Raw genomic sequence first — 24,969 nt, forward strand, 5'->3', positions numbered from 1 at the left:
CCCGCCACGGAGTGTCGGGCAGGCAGCCGGGCGGACGGCGCGAATCGGGCCGCCGCACTGTACGAGGGGGAGCCGGCGGCCCGGCCGGCCTCTTACGAGGCAATTCAGTCAACCGGGTAGCAACTCTCCGCAACAGCGCGCGTACTGCCCGGATTCGGGCACTCCGTTCACACCCCGTGTGAAGACGGAGGCGCTACGTTAAGCAGCACCGTCTGCACCGAGCCACCGGATGGCATTCATGCAGCCCAACACTCTGCTCGACGCGATCCTCGACGAGGCCGGCGTCTCGCACGCGGGACTCGCCGCCCATGTCAACCAGGCAGGCCGGGCTCGTGGCCTCGCACTCCGTTACGAACACACCGCCGTGGCGCGTTGGTTGAAGGGGCAGCGACCTCGCGGCCAGGTACCCGACCTGATCTGCGAGGTACTCGCCGGCCGGCTCCAACGGCCCGTCACACTCGACGACATCGGCCTCGGGGTGCCCGGCGAGCCGGCCACCCCGCACGGCACCACACTCTCCGGATTCGTGGAGCGCGCCACCGCGCTGTGGCGCTCCGACGAACAGCAGCGCCCGCACATCCTCGGCGCCCCCGCAGTCACCGGCACGCCCGCCGTGATGCCCGTGTGGGAGTGGGAGAACCCGCCCGAGGACGTGGACGTCTCGCGCGGCGGACGGCACCGCGTGAGCATGTCCGACATCGAGATGCTGCGCGCCGCCCGCGCCCACTACGAGCAGATGTACCGCAAGGCCGGTGGCGTGGCGACCCGTACCCGCATCGTCGGCTTCCTCAACTCCGAGACCGCGCCGCTCCTCAGGGGCAGCTACACCGACGCCACCGGCCGCCAGCTGCACCGGGCCACCGGCGGCCTGGTGGCGATCGCGGGCATCTGCGCCTACGACTCCGACGCGCACGGCCTGGCCCAGCGGTACTTCCACCAGGCGCTCAGACTCGCGAAGGCCAGCGGGGACAGAGGACTTGGCGCCTATGTCATCGCGCTCCTGGTCAACCAGGCGCTCTTCATGCGCGAGCACCGGCAGGCGGTCGCCTTCGCGGAGGCGGCGCTGCGCGCCGCGGGCCGGCACATCACTCCGGCGCTCGCGTCGGACCTCTACGCGATGCAGGCCAAGGCGTACGCACACCTCGGCGACGGCAGCAGCGCGCTGTCCTGCATCCGGCGTGCCGAGCAGGCCGCCGAGCGCATCCGGCGCGGCTACGAACCGGACGAGACCGGCTATGTCCAACCCGGGCTGGTCAACGTACAGGTGGCGGAGGCCCTCCTGAGCCTCGGCGACCTGACGGCCGCGCGGGAGCACGCCGCGGCGGCCGTGGACAACCCGGCGCACGACCGGGGCAGGGTGCACCGGCTCGCCATGCTCAGCCAGATCGAACTGCGCCAGGGCAACGCCGACAAGGCGGTGGTCACCGCGGTCGAAATGGCCGAGCGGGCGCGGGGGATGGAGTCCCAGCGGCTGCGCGACAGACTGCGGGCGGTACGCGAACACCTGGTGGCCAACGGGTGCGCGGGCACCTCCGAAGCCGCTGAACTCATCGACGGGGCACTGCGCGTACCGCTCTAGGAAGAGCCCGTGGGGGAACTCGGGGAAGAGCTCCGGGAGAGTCCCGGGGAACCGTGAGGGAAGACGTCCAACCACCGCCGGAGCCCCCGAGCCTCCCCGCGGTGGGTAACTCTGCGCCTACCGCTGCGCTGCGAGCGGCCCGCTGTGAGCCTGCTGTGCGGACGCTCCTGCTGCCATATTGCCATCTACTCGGCGGAAGGTGGCAGAACAGTGCAGTGGACGAAACTGAACGAACAAACTGTGTACGCAAACCGCTGGTTCAGCGTCAATCTCGCAGATGTCGAGCTGCCGGACGGTCGGCACCTCGATCACTTCTTAATACGGCTGCGGCCGGTGGCCGTGGCCACTGTGGTGAATGAGGCGAACGAGGTGCTGCTTCTGTGGCGGCACCGCTTCATCACCGACAGTTGGGGATGGGAGCTTCCCGCGGGCGTCGTCGAGGACGGCGAGGACATCGCCGTCGCGGCGGCCCGCGAACTGGAGGAGGAGACCGGGTGGCGACCGGGACCCCTGCGCCATCTGATGAGCGTCGAGCCCTCGAACGGGCTCACCGATGCCCAGCACCACATCTACTGGGCCGACGAAGGCGCGTACATCGGGCATCCCGTGGACGACTTCGAGTCGGACCGTCGGGAGTGGGTTCCCCTCAAGCTCGTCCCCGACATGGTCGCCCGCGGCGAGGTCCCGGCCGCCAACATGGCAGCCGCGCTGCTCCTCCTGCACCATCTGAGGCTCGGACAGGACGCGTTGCCCTGAACTTCCCCCGTCGGCGTCCTGGGGCCTAGCGGCCCAGAGCCTGATAGACCGCCACGGCGAGCGCGCCCACGGCCGTGACGACCGCTACCGCGCGCAGTGGCCAGCGGGTGTGTTCCAGTGTGACGATCCGTGCGCTCAGGTCGTCCACTTCCTTGGCGGTCTGTTCGGCGCGATGGCTGAGCAGAGCCAGGCCGCCCTCGACGCGGGCATGAGCCACATCGAGTCGGCGGCGTAACTCTGCGAGTTCTCCTTGGACCACGGGATGCTCCGGGTCGGCGGTCACGGGTCCGCTCCTTTCCGTAGTCGTCACATCCGCTTCATGCGCACGGAAAGTCAACTCGCCTGGTGGACACGTGGGGAGAGTGTGCGAGGGGCATATGCGAGCCCGCCACGCACACGGTGTGTGAATGAAGCGGGCCCGGCCCCCCAAAGGGAGCCGGGCCCGCGTCGGCCTGAGGTTGTACGGACAGTAGCCGTGCCCCGTACCGGGCGCGGGGAACTGCGCGACAAGCCACAACGAACCCGCAGGCAACGGACAACCCGCGGGAGCGCTCAGGCGGTTACGCAGAAATCAGGCGTAGGTATAAAAACCGGAGCCGGACTTGCGGCCGAGCCGCCCCGCGTCGACCATCCGCTGAAGCAGCGGCGGAGCCGCGTACAGCGGCTCCTTGTACTCCTCGTACATCGAGTACGCGACCGACGACACCGTGTCGAGCCCGATCAGGTCGGACAACTTGAGCGGACCCATCGGATGGGCGCATCCCAGCTCCATGCCGTTGTCGATGTCCTCGCGGCTCGCCATGCCGGACTCGAACATCCGGATCGCGGAGAGCAGATACGGGATCAGCAGCGCGTTGACCACGAAGCCCGAGCGGTCCTGCGCGCGGATCGCGTGCTTGCCGAGGATCTTCTCGACCAGCAACTGCGCCCGGCTGATGGTGCCCTCGGACGTGGTGAGCGCCGGGATCAGCTCGACGAGCTTCTGTACCGGGGCCGGGTTGAAGAAGTGGATGCCGATGACCTGGTCGGGACGCGACGTGGCGACGGCGAGCTTCACCAGCGGGATCGAGGAGGTGTTGGAGGCGAGGATCGCGTCCTGCCGGGTCACCACCTGGTCCAGCACCTGGAAGATCTCGGTCTTCACCTGCTCGTTCTCGACGACCGCCTCGATCACCAGATCGCGGTCGGAGAACTCGCCGAGGTCCGTGGTGAAGGAGAGCCGCGCCTGGGTGGCGTCACGCTCCTCCTCGGAGATCTTGCCGCGCTCGGCCGCCTTGGAGAGCGAGTTGTAGAGCCGGGTCCGGCCGATCTCCAACGCCTCGCCGGTGGTCTCGGCGACCTTCACGTCCAGGCCGGCGCGGGCGCACACCTCGGCGATGCCCGCCCCCATCTGGCCGCAGCCCACCACTCCGACGCGTGCAATGTCTCCCGCCGGGATGTCCGTCACATCGTCCCTTTCGCTCTAAATGGTCACTGGCCCGACAGGTCCCCGTCCGGTGCCTGTCACCGCCACGCACGTTACTCCGGAACTGCACACGATCCTCCGGCCGGGTCAGGCATGCTGTGCGGTGGAAACGGTCCGTGACCAGGCGGACCCGGAGCGTTTGGGGTGTACGGCATGGGGCGTATGTCACGTCGGGGATTCGCGGCGGCCGCGGCGGTCGGGCTGTCGGGACTCGTGACGGCGGGACTGGCGGTGGCGGCCGAGGTCTCCGGGGGAGACGGATCCGGTGACGGCTCCGGGGGCGACGACTCCCGGCCCCGCAGGCGCCGTGCTCCGGCAGGCGAGTTGCGGGGCATGTGGGTGGCGACCGTCGCGAACCGTGACTGGCCCTCGAAGCCCGGGCTGACCGCGGCCCAGCAGCGCACCGAACTGCTCAGGCATCTCGACCAGGCGGTGAAGCGCCGGCTGAACGCGGTGATCTTCCAGGTGCGGCCCACGGCCGACGCGCTGTGGCCATCGCCGTACGAGCCCTGGGCGCAGTGCCTCACCGGCGTCCAGGGCAAGGCCCCCGGCTGGGACCCGCTCGGCACCGCGGTGAAGGAGGCCCACGCGCGCGGTCTGGAACTGCACGCCTGGTTCAACCCGTACCGCGTCGCCAACCACACCGACCCGACGAAGCTCGTCGCCTCGCACCCCGCGCGCAAGCACCCCGACTGGGTCGTGCCGTACGGCGGCAAGCTTTACTACAACCCGGGTCTGCCCGAGGTCCGCACGTTCGTCCAGGACGCGATGCTGGACGCGGTGAAGAAGTACGCCGTGGACGCCGTGCACTGGGACGACTACTTCTACCCGTATCCGGTCGCGGGCCAGGTCTTCGACGACGACGACGCGTATGCCGCGTACGGCGACGACTTCGCCGACCGGGCGGCCTGGCGGCGGAACAACATCGACCGGCTGGTGCTGGAGACGGCCGCCCGGATCAAGAAGGTCCGGCCGGGCACGAAGTTCGGGATCAGCCCGTTCGGGGTGTGGCGCAACGCCACGACCGACTCGCGGGGCTCGGACACCCGGGCCGGCGTGCAGACGTACGACGATCTGCACGCGGACACCAGGAAGTGGGTCCGGCAGGGCTGGATCGACTACATCGTCCCGCAGCTCTACTGGAACATCGGCTTCGCCGCCGCGGACTACGCGAAGCTGGTTCCCTGGTGGGCCGAGGCCGTGCGCGGCAGCAGCACGAAGCTGTACGTCGGTGAGGCGCTCTACAAGGCCGGTGACCCCGCGCAGCCCGCGGCCTGGCAGGACGTCGCCGAGCTGTCCCGGCACCTGACCTTCGCGCGGGACCATCCGGAGGTGCGCGGGCACATCTTCTTCTCCGCCAGGGAAGTGGCGGCCGACAGCATCGGAGCCATGGCACGCGTGGTCGCCGACCACTACAAGCAGCCGGCGAAGCCCGCGCGCGGGGCCTAGTGGGCGGTGTCCTTGTGGTGCTGGACCACGCAGTCGGGGCCGGGTGACATCAGGGTCTCGTGGCCGTCCTCGAAGCGGACCCGGTAAGGGGGGCTGCCCTTCTGCCCGAGTACCTCGATGACTTCCGCGACCTTGTCGTGCTGCCCGACGATCCTGCCGTGCACCAGCAGATGGTCGCCTACGGTTGCTTGCATCTGTAGGGCCTCCTAGTTCCGCACGGGAGTAGCGGTTGGTGGCCGTAAGTCTACGGCGGGTGACACCGGTTGGTACCGGCTCGTACGGGCCGGTCAACCCCGGGCCCGTTGGGTGACGGCGATGCAGACGAGCACGGCCGCGGCCGTCAGCGGTGCGGCCGGTGTCAGGTGTTCGCCCAGGAGCAGCACCGACCACACCAGTGTGAGCAGCGGCTGGGCCAACTGCAACTGGCTGGCCTTCGGGATGCCGATCGCCGCCATGCCGCGGTACCAGACGACCAAGCCGAAGAACTGGGATCCCGCCGCGACCCACAGCAGCCCGGTCACGCTGTGCGCGGTCAGCCGGACGGGCTCGTACGACAGCGCGATCGCGGCCACGGGCACCGTCAGCGGCAGGCACAGGGCCAGCGCCCAGCCGATCACCTGCCAGCCCGGCATCACGCGGGCCAGCCGGCCGCCCTCCGTGTATCCCGCGGCGCAGATCAGCAGCGCCCCGAAGAGATAGGCGTCCGCACTGGTCAGTGCGCCGCCGCTCTGCTGCACGGTGAACGCGATCACCACGGCCGCACCCGCGAACGCCGCGACCCAGAAGGTGCGCGAGGGGCGGGTGCCGACGCGCAGTGCCGAGAACAGAGCCGTCGTCAGGGGGAGCAGCCCGACCACGACCGCGGCGTGCGCGGTGGTCGACGTCTGCAGGGCGAGGGTCGTCAGCATGGGGAAACCGAGCACGACTCCGGCGGCGACGACGGCGAGGCCCGCCCAGTGGCGGCGGCCGGGGAGCGGTACGCGCAGGGCAAGGAGGCAGCCGCCCGCGATGACGGCCGCCAGGACGGTCCGTACGGCGACGAGCGACCAGGGGCCGAACCCCTCAAGACCCCAGGCGGTGGCCGGGAAGGTGAGGGAGAACGCGGTGACGCCGAGGGCGGCTTGGAGAGTGCCGGCCCTCGCGGCGGAGCCCCGTCCCGTGGCGGGCCGACCGGTTCCGGGGGCGACGGGCACCGCTATCGCGGTCTGCGCAGTAGCGCTATCCTGTGCTCTCATGCAAGAGCGTAGCAGTGCCGGTGATCTGGTGAGTCGGCTGCGGGGCGAACTGAACCGCTACTCTCCAGGTGGAAAGCTGCCGTCCAGTAGGGCCCTCGTCGAGCGGTTCCGGGTGAGTCCCGTGACCGTGTCCCGTGCGCTGGCCCAACTGGCCGCCGAGGGGCTGGTGGTCACGCGGCCAGGGGCCGGGGCGTTCCGGGCCACGCCGCGCGACGCGGGGCCGGCCGTCGGGGACACCTCCTGGCAGGAGGTCACGCTGAGCGCGGACGCCGCCGCCGAACTCGTACCGCGCACGGTGGACGCCTCCGCGGTGGTCGCCACACTCGCCGCCCCGCCGCCGGGAGTCGTCGAGTTCAACGGTGGCTATCTGCACCCCTCGCTCCAGCCGGAGCGGGCGATGGCCGCCGCCCTGTCCCGGGCCGGCCGCCGCCCCGGTGCCTGGGGACGGCCGCCGGTGGACGGGCTGCCTGAGCTGCGCGAGTGGTTCGCGCGGGGCATCGGGGGTGCCGTCACCGCCGCCGAGGTGCTCATCACGGCGGGCGGCCAGTCCGGGCTGACCACCGCGTTGCGCGCGCTCGCCCCGCCCGGCGCCCCGGTCCTCGTCGAGTCGCCCACCTACCCCGGCATGCTGGCGATCGCCCGCGCCGCCGGCCTCAGGCCCGTGCCGGTGCCCGTGGACCGGGACGGTGTGAAACCGGCACTGCTCGCGGACGCCCTCAAGGCGACCGGCGCCCGTGTCTTCGTCTGCCAGCCGCTCTTCCAGAACCCGACCGGCGCGGTGCTCGCCCCCGAGCGACGAGGCGAGGTGCTGCGGATCGCACGCGACGCGGGCGCGTTCGTCGTCGAGGACGACTTCGTGCGCCGGCTCGTGCACGAGGACGCGGGGCCGCTGCCGCGTCCGCTGGCCTCGGACGACCCAGACGGAGTCGTCGTGCACGTCTGCTCCCTCACCAAGGCGACCTCGCCGAGCTTCCGGGTGAGCGCGCTGGCCGCCCGCGGGCCCGTACTGGAGCGGCTGCGGGCGATCCAGGTGGTCGACACCTTCTTCGTGCCGCGCCCGCTCCAGGAGGCGGCCCTGGAACTCGTCGGCTCGCCCGCCTGGCCACGCCATCTGCGTGCCGTCGCGACCGAACTGAGGAACCGCCGCGACACGATGACCGCCGCGCTCCGGCTGAACCTCCCCGAACTCTCCCTGCCCCACATCCCGTCCGGCGGCTACCACCTGTGGCTCCGCCTCCCCGACGGCACGGACGAACAGGCTCTGTTCGCCGCCGCGCTCCGCTCGGGCGTCGCCGTCACCCCCGGCCGCCCCTACTTCAGCGCCGAACCCCCGGCCGCCCACCTGCGGTTGAGCTTCGCGGCGGTCGCGGGGACGGCGGAGATCACGGAGGGCGTACGGAGACTGCGGGCGGCCTGCGACGAGGTGCTCCGGGCCTGAGCCACCCCCGACGATCCGATGGCACCGGGTCCTCGGTGATCCACCGTCCGTGAGCATTCCGTGCGCGCTGCGGATCACCTCTTGACCTGCGGAGTCCCGCCCTCCACCATCGCCGCATGCATGTTCGGGTCACGCTGATCGCTGCCGCCCGCAGCTCCTCGCTGCTCGCCGAGCGCTTCGACGACGACCGGCCGCTCGACCAGGCGGGCTGGGGCGAGGTGCAGCGCGTCGTACACATGCTGGTGCCGTTGGCGGCTGCCGAGCTGCGGTACTGCTCACCGACTCCGCGCAGCCGGGCCACCGGTGACGCGCTGGGCCTCGCGCCGCTGGCTCAGCCGGCCCTGCGGGACTGCGACATGGGGCGCTGGCGAGGCCTGACACTCGGCGAGGCGATGGCCCGTGAACCCGAGGCCGTGGACGCCTGGCTCGCCGACCCGTACTCCGCGGCGCACGGCGGAGAGTCGCTGGTGGAGTTCATCCAGCGGGTGGGCGGCTGGCTCGACACCCGCCCGGCCGACGACGGGGGCCGCATCGTCGCCGTGGCCGAGCCCGCCGTCGTACGGGCCGCGCTCGTCTACGCCTTGAAGGCGCACCCGTCGGCGTACTGGAACCTCGACGTCCGCCCGTTGTCGACGGTCACGCTCACCGGCCGGGCCGGGCGCTGGAACCTCCGCTTCGAGGCTCGGTCCGAGCGCCTCTAGCCCTGCCCGGAGTCGTGCCCGGCCTCCCGCTCGGCGTCCCGCGTGTAGTCCGTCGTGAGGAGCAGGTCCTTGGCGGGGCCGCCCACCCGCCACACCGTCCGCCAGTGGTCCGCGTCGTGCACGGTGAACTCGCCCCGGTAGAGGTCCGCCGCGCACGGATGGTCGGTGACGTGGTGCCCGGAGGTCAGGTCCAGGTCGTGGAAGCGGCGGCCGTCCGCGAACCGAACGTCGGCCCGGCCGGCTCCGTCGTCATCCGCCAGGAACCGCAATGTGCGCTCGGCGGGGCGGGCCACGTTCTGCCACACGAAGGTGCCGGACTCGTGGTGGAGCAGCCCGGCCTCGTCGTCGAGCGGCTCGAACACCGTCGCCCCGCTGAACGAGCCCCGGTCCCCGCTCGCGAGATCCCGCACCGAACGCTCCACGCGCCAGCCGCCCGTGAGATACGCCAACACATCGGTCACCGGCCAGTATTCGGACATCCCCTCCGCCTCCCCGGCCTCTCCTGTGCAACCCATTGACGTGCTCCTGCCCTCTACCTATCTTGCCGTTCGAAGTATTGATCAGCGTCCGATATCTCGAACAAGATCTCGCTTGCTGAGCCCCCTCTAGAGCCGCGGAGGATCCATGTCACGCACCCGCACCCGCTGGAGACTCTCCCTCACGGCCACCGCACTGCTGGCCGCGTCCTTCCTCGTCCCGGCCCCGGTGAACGCAGCCGCCGAGGACGTCACCGCCGAGGACACCACCGACTACGCGATCACCGTCGACCCGAAGACCGCGGGCGCGAAGATCGACGACACGATGTACGGCGTCTTCTTCGAGGACATCAACCGGGCCGCGGACGGCGGCCTGTACGCGGAGCTCGTGCAGAACCGGTCCTTCGAGTACTCGAAGGCCGACAACGGCTCGTACACGTCGCTCACCTCCTGGGCGGCCACCGGCACCGCGAGGACCGCGGACGACGACGGCCGCCTGAACGCCCGCAACCGCACGTACCTGGCTTTGGACGGCGGCTCGTCCGTCACCAACTCCGGCTACAACACCGGTATTTCGGTCGAGAAGGGCAAGGTCTACGACTTCTCAGTGTGGGCCCGCGCGGAGGGGAGATCGGCGCTCACGGTCACCCTCCAGGACGCCGACGGCGAACTCGCCGAGGCCAGGCGCGTCACCGCCCGCGGCGGCTGGGCGAAGTACACGGCACGCTTCACCGCCACCCGTACCAGCGCCACCGGCCGGCTCGCCGTGGCCGCCGGCAGCCCGGTCGCCCTCGACATGATCTCGCTGATACCGCGCGACACGTACAAGGGCCACGGTCTGCGCAAGGACCTCGCCCAGAAGATCGCCGCCCTCGACCCCGCCTTCGTCCGCTTCCCGGGCGGCTGCCTCGTCAACACGGGCTCCATGCAGGACTACAGCGAGGCCTCCAACTGGGAGCGCAAGCGCTCGTACCAGTGGAAGGACACCATCGGCCCCGTCGAGCAGCGTGCGACGAACTCCAACGTCTGGGGCTACAACCAGAGTTACGGGCTCGGCTACCACGAGTACTTCCAGTTCTCCGAGGACATCGGCGCCATGCCGCTGCCCGTCGTGCCCGCGCTCGTCACCGGCTGCGGCCAGAACCAGGCCGTCGACGACGACGCGCTCCTCAAGCGGCACATCCAGGACACCCTGGACCTCATCGAGTACGCCAACGGTCCCGTGACCAGCGAGTGGGGCAAGGCACGGGCGAAGGCGGGCCACCCGAAGCCCTTCCGTCTCACCCACCTCGCGGTCGGCAACGAGGAGAACCTGCCGAACGAGTACTTCGAGCGCTTCAAGCAGTTCCGCGCGGCCATCGAGGCGAAGTACCCGAACATCACGGTCATCTCCAACTCGGGCCCGGACGACAGCGGTTCGACGTTCGACACGGCCTGGAAGCTCAACCGGGAAGCGAACGTCGACATGGTCGACGAGCACTACTACAACAGCCCGCAGTGGTTCCTCCAGAACAACGACCGCTACGACTCGTACGACAGGAAGGGACCCAAGGTCTTCCTCGGCGAGTACGCCTCGCAGGGCAACACCTTCAAGAACGCCCTCTCCGAAGCCGCGTTCATGACCGGCCTCGAACGCAACGCGGACATCGTGAAGCTCGCCTCGTACGCTCCGCTGCTCGCCAACGAGGACTACGTGCAGTGGCGGCCCGACCTGATCTGGTTCAACAACCACGCGTCCTGGAACTCGGCCAACTACGAGGTCCAGAAGCTCTTCATGCGCAACGTCGGCGACAAGGTCGTGCCCTCGACCGCGACCGGCACACCTTCGTTGAACGGGCCCATCACGGGCGCGGTCGGCCTGTCGACCTGGGCGACGACCGCCGCGTACGACGACGTGTCGGTGACCGGCGCGGACGGTACGGCGCTGCTGAGCGACGACTTCTCCGGTGACGCCTCCAAGTGGACCCACACGGGCGGCGGCAGCTGGAGCGTCCAGGACGGGCAGTACGTGCAGAGCGACGTGGCGGCCGAGAACACCATGGTCTCCGCGGGCGACCCGGCCTGGCACGACTACGACGTGCATGTGAAGGCGACCAAGAAGTCCGGCAAGGAGGGCTTCCTCGTCGCCTTCGGCGTCAAGGACACCGGCAACTACTACTGGTGGAACCTGGGCGGCTGGAACAACACCCAGTCCGCCGTCGAACAGGCCGTGGACGGCGGCAAGTCGACGCTCGTCTCCAAGGCCGGGTCCATCGAGACGGGCCGCGCCTACGACATCGACATCAAGGTGCGCGGCCGCCAGGTGACCCTCCTCCTCGACGGCCAGGAGTGGGGCAGCTTCACCGACGACAAGCCGGCCGAGCCGTTCCGGCAGGTGGTCACCAAGGACAAGAAGACCGGTGACCTGATCGTCAAGGTCGTCAACGCCCAGGCGGCGGACGCCCGTACGGCGATCGACCTGGGCGGTGCGAAGGTCCGCTCGAAGGCCGCGGTGACCACGCTGGCCGCCGCGCCCGACGCCGTGAACACCGAGACGGACACGGCCGTCGCACCGGTCGCCTCCACGTTCTCCGGGGTGGCCGACAGGTTCACGTACACCTTCCCGGCGAACTCGGTGACGTTCCTGCGGATCAAGAAGGGATGACCTGGCGGGCGGCCCGGGCCCCGAACGGGCCTGGGCCGCCCGTACGTCCTGTGCACCCGGGCAGGGATCTCGGCCGTGACCGGGTGAGCACCCCGACGCCGGAGTCGCCGCGCCGCCGGAACCGGGCGCTTCCCCCGGCGGGAGACGCTCAGTTCCCGGCGCGCTCCGGCGCGGTGGCCGGAGATCGCAGGGCGAGTAGGTGGCCGTTGAAGATGCCGACGTAGATCATGCCGTCCACGACCGTCGGCGAGCCCACCCGGTGACCTGCTGGGAACTTCCCGCGCAACGCGCCGGTGGCCGCGTCCACGGTGTACAGGTGGTGGTCCCAGGAGCCGAAGTGGATCAGCCCGTCGGCCACCGCCGCCGAGGACGCCACCGCCCCGTCGGCGGCGAACCGCCAACGCGGCTCGCCGGTGGCGGCATCCACCGCGTAGTGATGGCTGTCCCAACTGCCGCAGTGCACAAGGCCGTCGGCGACCGCGGGGGAGGCGGTCACATAGTGGCCGGTGCGGCACTCCCACTTCCGCCGCCCGTCGTGGGCGTCCACCGCGTACAGGCTGCTTCCGCTGCTCAGGAAGACGGTCCCCCCGGACACCGCCGGCATCGATGCCTCGTTCCACTCGCGGCCGGTGGTGAACCGCCAGCGCCTCTCCCCGGTGGCCGCGTCCACTGCATGGAGCCCCTTGTTGCCACGCTCCCCGCCGACGTGTGCGTACACCACGCCGTCGGCCACGGCCGGGCATCCGAGCACCTCGCCGCCGGTCAGCTCCCATCGCTGCTCCCCGGTGGTGGCGTCGAGGGCCCGCAGACCGTTCCCGTTGCCGATGTACACCACCCCGTCGGCCACGGCGGCACGCGAACTCACGGGCGCACCGGTAGCGGCCTTCCAGAGCTGCCGTCCGGTGACTGCGTCCAGCGCGTACGTGTGGCCCGTCGCGTCGTCGCTGCCGAAGTGGACCACCGAGTCGGCCACCACCGGCGCCAGCGGGCGGATCCGCTCATGACCGGTGACGAAGCTCCACCGCTGCTGCCCGGTGGCCGCGTCCAGGGCATACAGCTCGGGCCCGCTGCTGACGTGCACGAGGCCGTCCGCCACGGCCGGCCTCGACATCCCCCCGTGGCCGGTCACGAAGCGCCACCGTTCCCTCGACTCCAGCGACACCATCCGCCGCACCCCCGTTTCCGCCCGTCCCCGCCCCGTGGGCCCGGTCGGGGCCCACGGGCATGATCCCTCACAGGGGCCGGGTGGAGAAGAAGACGTTCAGCGACGCCCCTCTTCACACAAGCTCCAGCCGCCCGAACCGACCGAGACGCCGCGGCCCGGCCCACCCGGGGTCATGGCGCATGGGCGCACAGGTCCAGGTGTCGTCGAGGCGCCGCGTCAGGACGGGGCGAGGACGCAGAACTCGTGGCCCTCCGGGTCGGTCAGGCACGTCCACGGGACGTCGCCCTGGCCGAGGTCGAGGTCGGTGGCGCCGAGGGCCCGCAGCCGGGCCACCTCCGCCGCCTTGTCGTCACCGGGGTAAGGCAGCAGGTCGAGATGGACGCGGTCCGGCACGGTCTTCACGTCGGGCGAGCGGAGGAACTCGAGATACGGACCGACACCCTTGGCGGAACGCAACGACGCGTGATCGTCGGTCACCTCGTGCAGGTTCCAGTCCATCGCCTCGCCCCAGAACCGGGCCATGGCCCGCGGATCCACGCAGTCGACCACCACCGCGGCGATCGGCCCGGTGTCCCGGTAGATCTCCCGAGGCTCCAGCACGCAGAACTCGTTGCCCTCGGGGTCGGCGAGTACCGTCCACGGCACATCGCCCTGACCCACGTCGACAGGCGTCGCACCGAGAGCCTTCAGACGCGCGACCAACTCCGTCAGATGGGCCGCGGAGGTGGTGGCGAGATCGAGGTGCGTACGGTTCTTCGTTGCTGTCTTGGACTCCGGGACGGGAACGACGTCGATGCAGACGGCGGCCGGGTGCGGCCAGACGAGGTCGCCGTCGGGTCCGACGTAGGTGGTCACGCCGGGGCTGAACACACTCCAGCCGAGCGCCTCCGCCCAGAACCGGCCGACTGCCGAGGCGTCCAAAGCCTTCATGTTCACCTGAACAGGTCGCAGTGCCATGCCGGCGATCCTATGCACCGGCTCTGCCACGACACCCGCGGGTCCCGGACCGTCGAGACCGACTGGGCAGCCGATCCGGCGGACGAGCGGCTGACCTGGTGGGGCTGAGCGCTGGGAAGTCGCACAGCATCCCGCGCTACGAGCCGGCCATCGCCGTCACCGCATGACCCGTGGATCCAAGACCGCGCCCGCGCTGAGCGGTAGATCCTCACCCGGCATGCCCGTTACGCGTGAATGCCTCCCACCCGGCACCGCCCCACGATCATGTGTTCGCCGAGACGGGGTGACACCTGCCTCGAAAAGCTCCGAGATTGCATAAACGTGCATCGAAACGTATAGTCATGCCATCCAAGAGGAGGGTTCCATGGCGGTACGTGCGGCAGTGGCCGGAGCGAGTGGGTACGCGGGCGGGGAACTGCTGCGTCTGCTCCTGGCGCACCCCGAGGTCGAGATCGGCGCTCTGACCGGAAACTCCAACGCGGGGCAGCGGCTCGGTGCGCTGCAGCCGCATCTGCTGCCGCTGAGCGACCGCGTGCTTCAGGAGACCACACCCGAGGTCCTCACGGGACACGATGTCGTCTTCCTGGCGCTGCCCCACGGACAGTCCGCCGCCGTCGCCGAGAAACTCGGTCCGGATGTACTGGTCGTCGACATGGGGGCCGACTTCCGGTTGAAGGACGCGGCCGACTGGGAGCGGTTCTACGGCTCCGCGCACGCCGGGACCTGGCCCTACGGCCTCCCCGAACTGCCGGGTGCCCGCGCCGCGCTGGAGGGGTCCAAGCGCATCGCGGTGCCCGGTTGCTACCCGACGGCCGCCTCGCTGGCGCTCTTCCCGGCGTACGGAGCCGGTCTCGCCGAGCCCGAGGCCGTGATCGTCGCCGCCTCCGGGACCTCCGGAGCGGGCAAGGCGCCCAAGGCGCACCTGCTGGGCAGCGAGGTCATGGGGTCCATGTCCCCGTACGGCGTGGGCGGCGTCCACCGGCACACCCCCGAGATGATCCAGAACCTCGGCGCGGCCGCCGGTGAGCCCGTCACCGTCTCCTTCACCCCGACCCTCGCCCCGATGCCCCGCGGCATCCTCGCCACGTGCACGGCGAAGGCCCGCGAGGGCGTCACGGCCGAGTCCGTACGGGCCGCGTACGAGAAGGCCTACGCCGACGAACCGTTCGTGCATCTGCTGCCCGAGGGCCAGTGGCCCGCGACCGCGTCCGTCTACGGTTCCAACGCCGTTCAGGTGCAGGTCGCGTTCGACGCGGCCGCGCACCGGATCATCGCGATCAGCGCCATCGACAACCTCACCAAGGGCACCGCGGGCGGTGCCGTACAGAGCATGAACATCGCCCTCGGGCTCGACGAGGCCACCGGCCTTTCCACGATCGGAGTCGCACCGTGAGTGTCACGGCAGCCAAGGGCTTCACCGCCTCCGGCATCGCAGCAGGCATCAAGGAGAACGGCAACCCGGACCTCGCCCTCGTGGTCAACAACGGGCCCAGACTGGCCGCGGCGGGCGTCTTCACCTCCAACCGTGTGAAGGCCGCGCCGGTGCTCTGGTCCGAGCAGGTTCTGAAGGGCGGCGAGTTGACCGCCGTCGTCCTCAACTCGGGTGGCGCCAACGCCTGTACGGGCCCGAAGGGTTTCCAGGACACCCACGCCACCGCGGAGAAGGTGGCCGAGTCCCTCAACATCGCCGGGCTGGACGAGACGGGCGGTCACGCCGCAGGCATGATCGCCGTCTGCTCCACGGGCCTCATCGGCCTGCTTCTGCCGATGGACAAGCTTCTGCCGGGTGTCGACAAGGCAGTCGCCCAACTCAGCCCGCACGGCGGCGAGAAGGCCGCCATCGCCATCAAGACCACCGACAGCGTCCACAAGACCTCCGTGGTCACCGGGGACGGCTGGACCGTCGGCGGCATGGCCAAGGGCGCGGGCATGCTCGCCCCCGGCCTCGCCACGATGCTGGTCGTCCTCACCACGGACGCCGACGTCGAGAGCGGCGTACTGGACAGGGCCCTGCGCGCCGCCACCCGCACGACCTTCGACCGGGTCGACTCCGACGGCTGCATGTCGACCAACGACACCGTGCTGCTGCTCGCCTCCGGAGCCTCCCAGGTCACCCCGGACGACGCGGAGTTCGCCGAGGCCGTACGGAAGGTCTGTGACGATCTCGGTCAGCAGCTCATCCGGGACGCCGAGGGCGCCAGCAAGGACATCAAGGTCGAGGTGGTCAACGCGGCGAGCGAGGACGACGCCGTCGAGGTGGGCCGCTCCATCGCCCGCAACAACCTCCTCAAGTGCGCGATCCACGGCGAGGACCCCAACTGGGGCCGTGTCCTGTCCGCCATCGGCACGACCCGAGCCGCCTTTGAACCCGACCGGCTGAACGTCGCCATCAACGGTGTCTGGGTCTGCAAGAACGGCGGCGTCGGCGAGGACCGCGACAAGGTCGACATGCGCTACCGCGAGGTCCACATCGTCGCCGACCTCGCAGCGGGCACCGAGACCGCCACGATCTGGACCAACGACCTCACCGCCGACTACGTCCACGAGAACAGCGCGTACTCCTCATGAACGCCACCCGCAAACACACCGCACTGCCCAAGGCGCAGATCCTCATCGAGGCGCTGCCCTGGCTGACGCGGCACAACGGCAGGACGGTCGTCATCAAGTTCGGCGGCAACGCCATGATCGACGAGGACCTGAAGGCCGCGTTCGCACAGGACGTCGTGTTCCTGCGCCAGGCCGGGCTCAAGCCCGTCGTCGTGCACGGCGGCGGCCCGCAGATCAGCGCGGCCCTGGACCGGCACGGCATCGTCAGCGAGTTCAAGGCGGGCCTCAGGGTCACCACCGAGGACGCCATGGACGTCGTACGGATGGTCCTCGCCGGGCAGGTCCAGCGCGAGCTGGTCGGGCTGCTCAACCAACACGGGCCGCTCGCCGTCGGGTTGACCGGCGAGGACGCGCACACCATCACCGCCACCAGGCACCAGCCCGAGATCGACGGGGAGTTGGTCGACATCGGGCGGGTGGGCGAGATCACCGCGATCGACACGGGCGCGATCGAGGCACTGCTCGCCGACGGCCGGATCCCGGTCGTCTCGTCGATCGCCCGTAGCCAGGACGACGGACATGTCTACAACGTCAATGCTGATACGGCGGCTGCGGCACTCGCTGCGGCGCTGGGTGCCGAAACACTGATGGTCCTCACGGACGTCGAGGGACTCTACGAGGACTGGCCGAACTCCGACGAGGTCATCAGCCGGCTCACCGCGAGGGAGCTGGAGAAGCTGCTGCCCGAACTGGCCAGCGGCATGGTGCCGAAGATGGAGGGCTGTCTGCACGCCGTCCGCAACGGCGTGAACACCGCCCGGGTGATCGACGGCCGGGTCCAGCACTCGATCCTGCTGGAGATCTTCACCGACGAGGGCATCGGCACGATGGTCGTGCCGGACGCGGAAGAGCCGCGCAAGCAAGAGCCGAACACGCACGAGGGGGAAGCCGTATGACCGCCAACGAACAGCTCACCCAGCGATGGCAGGGCGCGCTGATGGACAACTACGGCACCCCGCGGCTGCCCCTCGTCCGGGGCGCGGGCACCAAGCTGTGGGACGCCGACGGCAAGGAGTACCTGGACTTCGTCGGCGGGATCGCGGTCAACGCGCTCGGCCACGCCCACCCGGCGATCGTCGAGGCCGTCAGCCGGCAGATCGCCTCCCTCGGCCATGTCTCCAACCTCTTCGTCGCCGAGCCGCCCGTCACGCTCGCCGAACGGCTGCTCCAGCTCTTCGGACGGGACGGCCGGGTCTACTTCTGCAACTCGGGGGCCGAGGCCAACGAGGGCGCCTTCAAGATCGGCCGGCTCACCGGCCGCGGGCACATGGTCGCCACCGACGGCGGCTTCCACGGCCGGACCATGGGCGCGCTCGCGCTCACCGGCCAGCCGGGCAAGCGGGAGCCGTTCCTGCCGCTGCCGGGCGACGTCACGCATGTGCCGTACGGGGACCCGCAGGCGCTCGCCGCCGCCGTCACCGAGGACACCGCGCTGGTCGTCATCGAGCCGGTCCAGGGCGAGAACGGCGTGATCGTGCCGCCGCCCGGTTACCTCAAGGCCGCCCGCGCCATCACCGCCGCCACCGGCACGCTCCTCGTCCTCGACGAGGTGCAGACGGGTGTCGGCCGGACGGGGCACTGGTTCGAGTACCAGGCCCACGAGGGTGTCCTGCCGGACATCGTCACGCTCGCCAAGGGACTCGGCGGCGGGCTTCCGCTCGGCGCGACCGTCGCCTTCGGCCGGGCCGCGCAGCTGCTGAAGCCCGGTCACCACGGCACGACCTTCGGCGGCAACCCGGTCGCCTGCGCCGCCGGACTCGCCGTCCTCGACACGATCGAGGCGGAGGGGCTGCTGGAGAACGTGAAGCGGACGAGCGAGAAGCTGCGGGACGGAATCGAGTCCCTCGGCCATCCGCTGATCGACCATGTCCGGGGCGCGGGCCTCCTCCTGGGTATCGTGCTCACCGAGCCGCTCGCGCCCCGCGCGCAGCAGACGGCTCAGGACGCCGGTCTCCTGGTGAACGCGCCCGCCCCCGATGTCGTACGGCTGATGCCGCCGCTGAACGTGAGCGACGACGAGGTGGACGCGTTCCTGCGGGCCCTGCCCGGCGTCCTCGACCAGGCCCGAGACGCCGACGGGGACGGAGCATCCTGAGGAATGGGACGACGACGATGAGTCAGGCGCAGGACCACGAGCACGCGGGGCCCGCGGTCCCGCAGACCCGCACCGCACGCCACCGCCGGATCGTGGACATCCTCAACCGGCAACCGGTGCGCTCCCAGAGCCAGTTGGCCAAGCTTCTTGCCGACGACGGGCTGAACGTCACTCAGGCGACGCTCTCCCGGGACCTGGACGAGCTGAACGCGGTGAAGATCCGCAACAACGACGGCGATCTGATCTACGCGGTGCCGAGCGAGGGGGGTTTCCGTACCCCGCGCGCGCCGCTGGGGGAGTCGGCGAAGGAGGAGCGGATGCGGAGGCTGTCCTCGGAGCTGTTGATCTCCGCGGAGGCTTCGGCGAACCTCGTGGTTCTGCGGACCCCTCCGGGGGCTGCGCAGTTTCTTGCCTCGGCGATCGACCAGGCCGAGTTGCACGACATTCTCGGGACGATCGCCGGGGACGACACGTTGCTGTTGATCAGTCGGAACCCCACGGGTGGGCAGGCGTTGGCCGATCACTTGCTGCGGTTGGCTCAGAACCATCATTGAGGGTTCTGGATCGGGTGCGGGTGCGCTGTGGCTGGTCGCGCAGTTCCCCGCGCCCCTGAAGACCCCGCCGCTCGCGCGCCTGAAGGGGTGAGTCCTTCTCAGCCCAGCCTGTTGGCCAGGCCCCCCGTGCATCTGACCTCGTCGCCCGCTGTGATCAGCAGGGCCTCGACGTCCGGCAGGGACTCCAGCCAGGTCAGGGCCTGGCGGGAGCCCATCGCGAAGGCCGCTGTCGCCCAGGCGTCGGCCCAGGTGATGCGGGGGCCGACGACGGTCACGGCGACCAGGTCGGTGACCGCGGAGCGGCCGGTGCGCGGGTCCACGATGTGGGTGCCGCGCTCGGCGGAGCCGGAGGTGGCCACGGCCAGCTCGTCGACCCCGGCCGCCGAGACCACGGCGGCCAGCCCGCCGGGCCGCAGCGGGTCGGAGACGCCTACCCGCCAGGGCCGGTGCGGCCCCGGCACGCCGTACATCTGCACGTCGCCGCCGCCGTTCACGCTGACGCCGCTCGCCCCGGCCGCGACGAGATGCCGGGCCACGCGCTCGACGGCCCAGCCCTTCACCATGCCGGTCGGGTCGATGAGACCCGCGTATCTCGTACTGAACCAGCCGTCGCTCAACCGCTCGGCCTCGGCGCACAGTTCGAGCACCTCGGCGACCTCCGGGTCGCAATTCTCGACGGTCAGTTCGCCGCGCGCCAGCCGGGAGATCTGGCTGTCCTCGCGGTAGGTGCTGAACACCTCGTCCACCGCGTGGAGTTGGGCCACGGCCTCCGCCAACGCGGCCTGTACGGCCTCGGGTTCACCGCCCCGTACGTCGAAGGAGAAGACCGTGCCCATCACCTCCTCCGCGTGACGCACCGCGACGGGCGCCTCGGCGGGTTCGGCCAGATCGGCCGGCTCGGTCGGTTCAGCCACCGGCCTGGTCCAGGGCCGACTGCAGGGACTCCTTGTAGCCGCCGCTGGTGTACGTGGCGCCGGACACGGCGTCGATGTCGGCGCTGCCCGCCGCGACCGCGGCCTGGTTGAGCTTGGGCACCGCGTCACCGCTGATCTGGGTGCTGCGTCCGCCGCTGGGCGACTGCACCGCCTCGGACTTGGTGATCTTCCCGCCGGTGACGGTGATCCGGACCTGCACGGGGCCGTAGTCGGTCTCGACGGCCGTGCCCGTGAGGGTCTTGGCCTGGGCGGCACCCCCTCCGGTGGAGCCGCTCGCGTCGGCCGAGCCGCCTCCGCCGCCCGAGCCGCCGCCGGTCGCCGAGGACGCGCCGGCCTTGTCGAGGGCCGACTGCAGGGACTTCTTGTAGCCGCCGCTCGTGTAGGTGGCACCCGAGACCGCGTCGATGTCGGCGCTGCCCGTCTGGATCGCCGCCTGGTTGAGCTTGGGCACCGAGTTGGTGCTGACCTCGGTACTGCGCCCGCCGCTGGGTGCCTGGACGGCGGCGGCCGAGGTGATCTTCCCGCCGCTCATGGTGACCCGGACCTGGACATTGCCGTACTCGGTCTTGACGACGTCACCGGTGAGGGTCTGGTCACCTCCGTTGCCCGCCTGTACGCCTCCGGAGCCCTGGGGCGCGACCGACTGCTGCCCTTGTGGCGTGCCCTCGGCCGACGCGGCCGCCGGGTCCGAGGAGGGCTTCAGCGTCAGCAGAAGGACGATCCCGGACACCGTGGCGGCACCGGCCAGCACGATTCGTCGCAGGGGGTGGCTCTTCTTCATCGGTGCGGACTCCCGTTCGTCACAGCTCGAAGGACTCGTGGTGGATGCGGCGGGCCGGCACGCCCGCGCCGCGCAGTGCGGTGTACGCGCCCTCGGCGAAGCCGGGAGGCCCGCACAGGAACACGTCGTGCTCGTCGATGTCGGGCAGCTTCCGGCGCAGCGTCTCCGGGTTGATGTCCGGGCGCTCCCCGTCGGGGCTGTTCACCGCGTACATCAGGCGGGCGCCGCGCTCGTCGGCGATCGCCGACAACTCGTCCCACAGCGCCAGGTCCTGCGTGCTGTTGGCCCGGTACAGCAGGGTGAGGTCGCCACGCTCGGCCGGCAGTGTCTCGAACAGCGCCCGCATCGGGGTGATCCCCACTCCGCCGGCCATCAGCAGCACCTTGCCGCGGCTGCGCCGGGACGCGGTCATCGCGCCGTACGGGCCCTCGGCCCACACCCGCGTGCCCCGCTTCAGTCCCTTCAGCGCGGTGCTGTGGTCGCCGAGCGCCTTGACCGTGATCCTGAGCAGACCGGGCCTGGGCGCCGCCGACAGCGAGTACGGGTGCGAACTGAGCCGCATGCCCGGTGCCAGGAACCGCCAGCGGAAGAACTGCCCGGGCTCGGCACCGATGCGGTGCAGCCGCTTCCCGCTGATCAGGACGGAGACGATGCCGGGCGCCTCCTCGACGACCTCCTCGACCCGCATGCGATGCCGCAGGTTCAGCCGGATCGGCGTGATCACCCGGTACCAGAGCACCAGCGCGGTCACGGTCCCGTACAGCGCGTACCAGGCCGTCGTGGCGGCCGGCTCGACCGCGAAGTCGTTGCCGGTGGACAGCTGGTGCCAGAACGACAGGTACACGGCCGCGTAGGTGAGCAGGTGGATGTGGTACCAGGTGTCGTACGGGATCCGCTTGCGCAGTCCGCCGACGGAGATCAGGCCGATGAACAGCAGCAGACCCGTGCCGATGGCCGCCTTGCCCATGTCGGGCAGGGTTGTGACCGACTCGATGGTCTGGTCGACGACCCCCGTGTTCGCCTGCAGGGCGTAGCCGTACATCGTCAGCCCGATGTGGGCGAGCGTGAGGCAGAGCGTGTAGCGGCCGCTCATGGCGTGCCAGCGAGCGACCCGGTCGGAGCCGACCCGGCGTTCCAGCGCAGGCACCCGGGCCATCTGCAGGACCACGAGAGCCATCAGATACCCGGCGAGCAGACCGGTGATCCGGCCCGCGTTCAGGATCCGGCCCTTGTCGTCCGCGATGGACGGGGTGTTGCTCCACCACAGCCAGATCACGCCCGCCGCACCCGCCCAGACGGCGATCAGCAACGGGATGGCGGGGGAGCGGCGAGGGCGAATGCGGCGCATCGTCTGGCGCCGCGCCGCGCGGCCGCCGGCGATCGTGCTCACGGTTCCTCCGTGGGGGACGCTGGGAAGGGGAGTGGCCCCTTGGCCCAGTGGTACGTCCCGGGACGGCGGAGTGTTCAACAGCCCGCGGAGCAAGCCGTGAACTGGTGCGACTCGCGGTAACCCGAGGTGGCGCGGGTCTCCTCGGCCGACGGCCGCGCGGACGTCGGTGCGGAGGTCAGTAGCGGACGATCGAGGTGGGCCCGCCGTCCGTCCCGATGGCGATGTGCGGGCTGCGCGCCGGATCGGCCCAGGTCAGGATGCGTCGCATCGCGTCGTGGGACACGGAGACACAACCGGCCGTCGCTCCACTTCCGTTGACGTGCAGGAAGATCCCCGCGCCGCGTCCCCGCACCGGCCGCTCGTAGTTGAATCCGATGACGAGCGCGTACGCGTACTGCGTCCTGTACGTGATCAGGTGCTCGGACTCGGCGGCACGGCAGTCGGCGGGGCGTGGCTCGGTCCAGCGGTTGTAGGAGCGGGAGGCGGTGTCCTGGCACCACCAGGAGTTCTGCCTCACAGGGCGGTACTTCGTGGTCGTCCCCTCGGGCGCTGGCTCGATGCCGAAGGCGTACGGCAGGTCGTACAGGCCCGTGGGGGTGGTGTCGGTGCCCTGCTTGCGGGAGTTGCCCTCGACGAGGCCCTTGGCACCGAAGCGCGCGGGTACGGAACCTGCCTTCACCCAGTGCCCGTTCCGCCGGTTCCACCAGGTGACCGTGCCGGTCGTCGAGGAGGTCCGGGAGGCCTGCGCGGTGATGAGCTGGCTGCCGCCGCCGGTGTCCGCCATCCGTTCGGGAAGGGGAGGCGGGCCGCTGGGAGCCAGGGCCAGGGTGAGGAGGGACGCGGACACGAGGAGGACGGCGGCACCGGGACGCATGGACCGGACGCTACGGGGAGGCAGCGGCCGGGGCAGCCCGGGTGGGCCGTCCGGGCGCCGACCGTCGGTGTGTTCCCCGGTGTCGGCGCCGGTGTTCCCGTGGTTTCCGGGCGGCCCGCCGGGGCGTCCGGAAACCACGGGGTCCACAGGGTCCGGGCTCACGGACCCAGCGGGTTGAGGAGTTCGGCCCTGCCCTCGAACGCGTACAGCAGGAGGTCGGTCATGTCGAACTTCCCGTCGGCCTTCCGCTGCGGGTCGGGGGTGAGGAACGGACGCCAGAAGGGGTCACGCACGATGGAGTGGTGACTGCCTTCGATGGCGCGGTGGAAGACCTCGGCGACGATGCGGCCGCCGACGCCGGTCAGTTTGCCGCCGCCGTTCACCTCGGCCTCGCGGAGGATGTAGAACCACAGCGGGCAGTCCCTGACGAGCTTCTTCTTGAGCGGGTCGGAGAGCTGGGCTCCGTCGCGGTTGTCGAAGTCGGAGGCGAGCAACGGCTTCACCCTGAGCCGCGAGGCCATCTGCTGACCCGTGGCGAGACCCACCATGTTGGCCCGGGTGAGGTTCCGGAACGCCAGGTTCAACTCGATGGCGTCGCCGGGCCCCTGCGGGCGTGCGCCGAACGAGCCGAGCGGCAGTTTCGCCAGCGGGTCGACCATCAGAGTGTCGATGCGCTTGGTGAGGTTGAACTCCGCGGCGGTCACGGCGAGGTCGGGGCGACCCCCCTCGGGGAAGTCGAACAGGCGCCGGAAGTCGGCGACCCAGTTGGTGGGAAGGCGCTCGAAGCTGCCCGACTCGGGGTCGTTGATGTCGCCGCCCGGGGAGAGGTTGCCGCTGGTGCCGGTGAAGCGGAACAGCAGCTCCAGCGTGGCCACGGTGCGGCCCGTGCGGAAGATCCTGTTCCACTCGTACTCGTCGCGCACCATGCTGTGGCCGAGACGGTAGGCGGCCACGGAGAACTCGATCGGCATCGTCGGGCGGTCCTGGTCCCCCGGCGAGGGCTCGAAGTGCTTGCGCCCCTTGTCGAAGACCTCGTCGATGACGGTCCCGTCGACGATCCGCGGCAGGAAGTCGTGGACCAGCATCCACTGGTAGTGCTTGACGACCGCCTCGCGCGCCGACTCGAAGAGCGCCGCGCTGGAAACGCCCTTGTCGGCGAGCTCGGTCACGAACCGGTTGTGGAAGCGGATGAAGGCGCTGTGGATCTGCGCGACGGCGAGGTTCTCGTCGTTGCGCGGATCCGGGATCAGTGGCCGTCGTCGCTCGGACGGCAGCGAGCCGGCTCCGACCCGGGGCAGGTCGAAGCCGGCCAGCGGGTCCTTGGTGATGTCGGTGGCGCCCGGGATGCCCTGGGTCGTGCCGGACTTCAGCCGGATCCCGTCGTCCTCGTAGAAACGGCGGTCGAAGCGGTTGTCCGGTCCGAGGCCGTAGAGGCTGTCGAGGTCCAGCGCCGGCGACCTGCCCTGGAGCAGCTGCTGGACGGTGACGTCCTCCTCCAGCCGCACCGCAGTGGCGTCCAGGGTCAGGTCGTGGTCCACGAACTGGCCGAGATAGGTGAAGCCCGCCGGTACCCCGGGGTTGGAGTCGGGCTGGCCGCCCGGCCCGGGCGGGTCCGTGGTCATCTTCTGGGCGAGTTCCGTGCGCTGGGCCCGGTCGAGCAGCTGGTCGGGCTTCGCCTTCGGCCCCAACCGGGAGAACTGGAACTTGCGCAGCGCCGCGACGCTCGACGCCGCCTGCGCCTCGGCCGGTTCGTCGGCCCCGGGGTCGGCGAGGATTCCCTCACCCACGACGAAGTACGAGTTCCGGACATGACGTTTGCGCTGAGGTTCGCTTGCGGCTCGGAACATGGATCCCCCATCCGTTCCTGG

23 protein-coding genes are annotated in these 24,969 nt (G+C 70.5%); 11 read left to right on the plus strand and 12 right to left on the minus strand.

Features of this window, described 5'->3' with window-relative positions:
* The first annotated feature begins 238 nt into the window (after window positions 1–238).
* Together OG718_RS42295 and OG718_RS42300 are read left to right on the plus strand one after the other, a co-directional pair.
* The gene (locus OG718_RS42295) at window positions 239–1,579 is read left to right on the plus strand and encodes a transcriptional regulator (RefSeq protein ID WP_143635558.1); all 1,341 of its coding nucleotides are present in this window, start codon (window positions 239–241) and stop codon (window positions 1,577–1,579) included.
* A 210-nt stretch (window positions 1,580–1,789) separates the two neighbouring features.
* On the plus strand, window positions 1,790–2,335 hold the full coding sequence (locus OG718_RS42300; protein ID WP_143635556.1) for an NUDIX hydrolase: 546 nt from the start codon (window positions 1,790–1,792) through the stop codon (window positions 2,333–2,335).
* Window positions 2,336–2,360: 25 nt separating this feature from the next.
* On the opposite strand, the gene OG718_RS42305 is transcribed toward OG718_RS42300, so the two are convergent.
* Window positions 2,361–2,618 carry a hypothetical protein gene (locus OG718_RS42305; RefSeq protein ID WP_143635554.1) on the minus strand — a complete coding sequence of 86 codons (258 nt, stop codon included), beginning with the start codon at window positions 2,616–2,618 and terminating at the stop codon, window positions 2,361–2,363.
* Window positions 2,619–2,906: 288 nt separating this feature from the next.
* The gene (locus OG718_RS42310) at window positions 2,907–3,782 is read right to left on the minus strand and encodes a 3-hydroxybutyryl-CoA dehydrogenase (RefSeq protein WP_143635552.1); all 876 of its coding nucleotides are present in this window, start codon (window positions 3,780–3,782) and stop codon (window positions 2,907–2,909) included.
* Window positions 3,783–3,953: 171 nt separating this feature from the next.
* Between OG718_RS42310 and OG718_RS42315 the strand changes: the two genes are divergently transcribed.
* The gene (locus OG718_RS42315) at window positions 3,954–5,249 is read left to right on the plus strand and encodes a glycoside hydrolase family 10 protein (protein ID WP_143635550.1); all 1,296 of its coding nucleotides are present in this window, start codon (window positions 3,954–3,956) and stop codon (window positions 5,247–5,249) included.
* On the opposite strand, the gene OG718_RS42320 is transcribed toward OG718_RS42315, so the two are convergent.
* Both OG718_RS42320 and OG718_RS42325 read right to left on the minus strand, forming a co-directional pair.
* The gene (locus OG718_RS42320) at window positions 5,246–5,443 is read right to left on the minus strand and encodes a DUF1918 domain-containing protein (protein ID WP_143635548.1); all 198 of its coding nucleotides are present in this window, start codon (window positions 5,441–5,443) and stop codon (window positions 5,246–5,248) included. The two genes, OG718_RS42315 and OG718_RS42320, sit on opposite strands and share 4 nt — an antisense overlap.
* A 93-nt stretch (window positions 5,444–5,536) precedes the next feature.
* Window positions 5,537–6,484, minus strand: a complete 948-nt coding sequence (locus tag OG718_RS42325) for a DMT family transporter (RefSeq protein WP_143635546.1) — start codon at window positions 6,482–6,484, stop codon at window positions 5,537–5,539.
* Here OG718_RS42325 and OG718_RS42330 point away from each other — a divergent pair.
* Window positions 6,483–7,922 (plus strand): aminotransferase-like domain-containing protein, encoded by a 1,440-nt coding sequence (locus OG718_RS42330; protein WP_143635544.1) that lies wholly within the window; start codon window positions 6,483–6,485, stop codon window positions 7,920–7,922. The two genes, OG718_RS42325 and OG718_RS42330, sit on opposite strands and share 2 nt — an antisense overlap.
* Before the next feature lie 116 nt (window positions 7,923–8,038).
* Window positions 8,039–8,623 (plus strand): histidine phosphatase family protein, encoded by a 585-nt coding sequence (locus OG718_RS42335; protein ID WP_143635542.1) that lies wholly within the window; start codon window positions 8,039–8,041, stop codon window positions 8,621–8,623.
* Here OG718_RS42335 and OG718_RS42340 read toward each other — a convergent pair.
* Window positions 8,620–9,102, minus strand: a complete 483-nt coding sequence (locus tag OG718_RS42340) for a DUF6314 family protein (RefSeq protein ID WP_328846665.1) — start codon at window positions 9,100–9,102, stop codon at window positions 8,620–8,622. The genes OG718_RS42335 and OG718_RS42340 overlap by 4 nt on opposite strands.
* Window positions 9,103–9,247: 145 nt before the next feature.
* On the opposite strand from OG718_RS42340, the gene OG718_RS42345 reads away from it, so the two are divergent.
* Window positions 9,248–11,743 carry an alpha-L-arabinofuranosidase C-terminal domain-containing protein gene (locus OG718_RS42345; protein ID WP_328846666.1) on the plus strand — a complete coding sequence of 832 codons (2,496 nt, stop codon included), beginning with the start codon at window positions 9,248–9,250 and terminating at the stop codon, window positions 11,741–11,743.
* Between the two features lie 148 nt (window positions 11,744–11,891).
* Here OG718_RS42345 and OG718_RS42350 read toward each other — a convergent pair whose 3' ends face one another.
* Both OG718_RS42350 and OG718_RS42355 read right to left on the minus strand, forming a co-directional pair.
* The gene (locus tag OG718_RS42350; protein ID WP_328846667.1) at window positions 11,892–12,908 is read right to left on the minus strand and encodes an outer membrane protein assembly factor BamB family protein; all 1,017 of its coding nucleotides are present in this window, start codon (window positions 12,906–12,908) and stop codon (window positions 11,892–11,894) included.
* Window positions 12,909–13,124: 216 nt separating this feature from the next.
* Entirely contained in the window at window positions 13,125–13,865 is a 741-nt protein-coding gene (locus OG718_RS42355; RefSeq protein WP_328846668.1) for a VOC family protein, read from the minus strand.
* A 364-nt stretch (window positions 13,866–14,229) separates the two neighbouring features.
* Between OG718_RS42355 and argC the strand changes: the two genes are divergently transcribed.
* Genes argC through OG718_RS42380 form a run of 5 tightly spaced genes read left to right on the plus strand, consistent with a single transcriptional unit; the run spans window position 14,230 to window position 19,121 of the window.
* A complete protein-coding gene (argC, locus tag OG718_RS42360; protein WP_143635533.1) occupies window positions 14,230–15,258 on the plus strand; it encodes an N-acetyl-gamma-glutamyl-phosphate reductase in 1,029 nt (342 codons plus the stop codon).
* A complete protein-coding gene (gene argJ, locus OG718_RS42365; RefSeq protein ID WP_328846669.1) occupies window positions 15,255–16,433 on the plus strand; it encodes a bifunctional glutamate N-acetyltransferase/amino-acid acetyltransferase ArgJ in 1,179 nt (392 codons plus the stop codon). Before argC ends, argJ begins: the two co-directional genes overlap by 4 nt.
* On the plus strand, window positions 16,430–17,368 hold the full coding sequence (gene argB, locus OG718_RS42370; protein ID WP_143635529.1) for an acetylglutamate kinase: 939 nt from the start codon (window positions 16,430–16,432) through the stop codon (window positions 17,366–17,368). Before argJ ends, argB begins: the two co-directional genes overlap by 4 nt.
* Window positions 17,365–18,567 carry an acetylornithine transaminase gene (locus OG718_RS42375; RefSeq protein ID WP_143635527.1) on the plus strand — a complete coding sequence of 401 codons (1,203 nt, stop codon included), beginning with the start codon at window positions 17,365–17,367 and terminating at the stop codon, window positions 18,565–18,567. Before argB ends, OG718_RS42375 begins: the two co-directional genes overlap by 4 nt.
* Window positions 18,568–18,584: 17 nt before the next feature.
* On the plus strand, window positions 18,585–19,121 hold the full coding sequence (locus tag OG718_RS42380; RefSeq protein ID WP_055613870.1) for an arginine repressor: 537 nt from the start codon (window positions 18,585–18,587) through the stop codon (window positions 19,119–19,121).
* Window positions 19,122–19,219: 98 nt separating this feature from the next.
* Here OG718_RS42380 and OG718_RS42385 read toward each other — a convergent pair whose 3' ends face one another.
* The 5 genes from OG718_RS42385 to OG718_RS42405 all read right to left on the minus strand — a co-directional run bounded on the left by OG718_RS42385 (window position 19,220) and on the right by OG718_RS42405 (window position 24,948).
* Window positions 19,220–20,008 (minus strand): FAD:protein FMN transferase, encoded by a 789-nt coding sequence (locus tag OG718_RS42385; protein ID WP_143636049.1) that lies wholly within the window; start codon window positions 20,006–20,008, stop codon window positions 19,220–19,222.
* Window positions 20,009–20,027: 19 nt separating this feature from the next.
* Window positions 20,028–20,837 (minus strand): FMN-binding protein, encoded by an 810-nt coding sequence (locus OG718_RS42390; RefSeq protein WP_143635526.1) that lies wholly within the window; start codon window positions 20,835–20,837, stop codon window positions 20,028–20,030.
* Between the two features lie 19 nt (window positions 20,838–20,856).
* On the minus strand, window positions 20,857–22,185 hold the full coding sequence (locus OG718_RS42395) for a ferredoxin reductase family protein (RefSeq protein WP_143636047.1): 1,329 nt from the start codon (window positions 22,183–22,185) through the stop codon (window positions 20,857–20,859).
* Between the two features lie 217 nt (window positions 22,186–22,402).
* Entirely contained in the window at window positions 22,403–23,101 is a 699-nt protein-coding gene (locus OG718_RS42400) for a L,D-transpeptidase family protein (protein ID WP_328846670.1), read from the minus strand.
* Window positions 23,102–23,259: 158 nt separating this feature from the next.
* The gene (locus OG718_RS42405; RefSeq protein WP_328846671.1) at window positions 23,260–24,948 is read right to left on the minus strand and encodes a peroxidase family protein; all 1,689 of its coding nucleotides are present in this window, start codon (window positions 24,946–24,948) and stop codon (window positions 23,260–23,262) included.
* Window positions 24,949–24,969: the final 21 nt, after the last annotated feature.

The organism is Streptomyces sp. NBC_00258 (assembly GCF_036182465.1).
Lineage (GTDB): Bacteria > Actinomycetota > Actinomycetes > Streptomycetales > Streptomycetaceae > Streptomyces.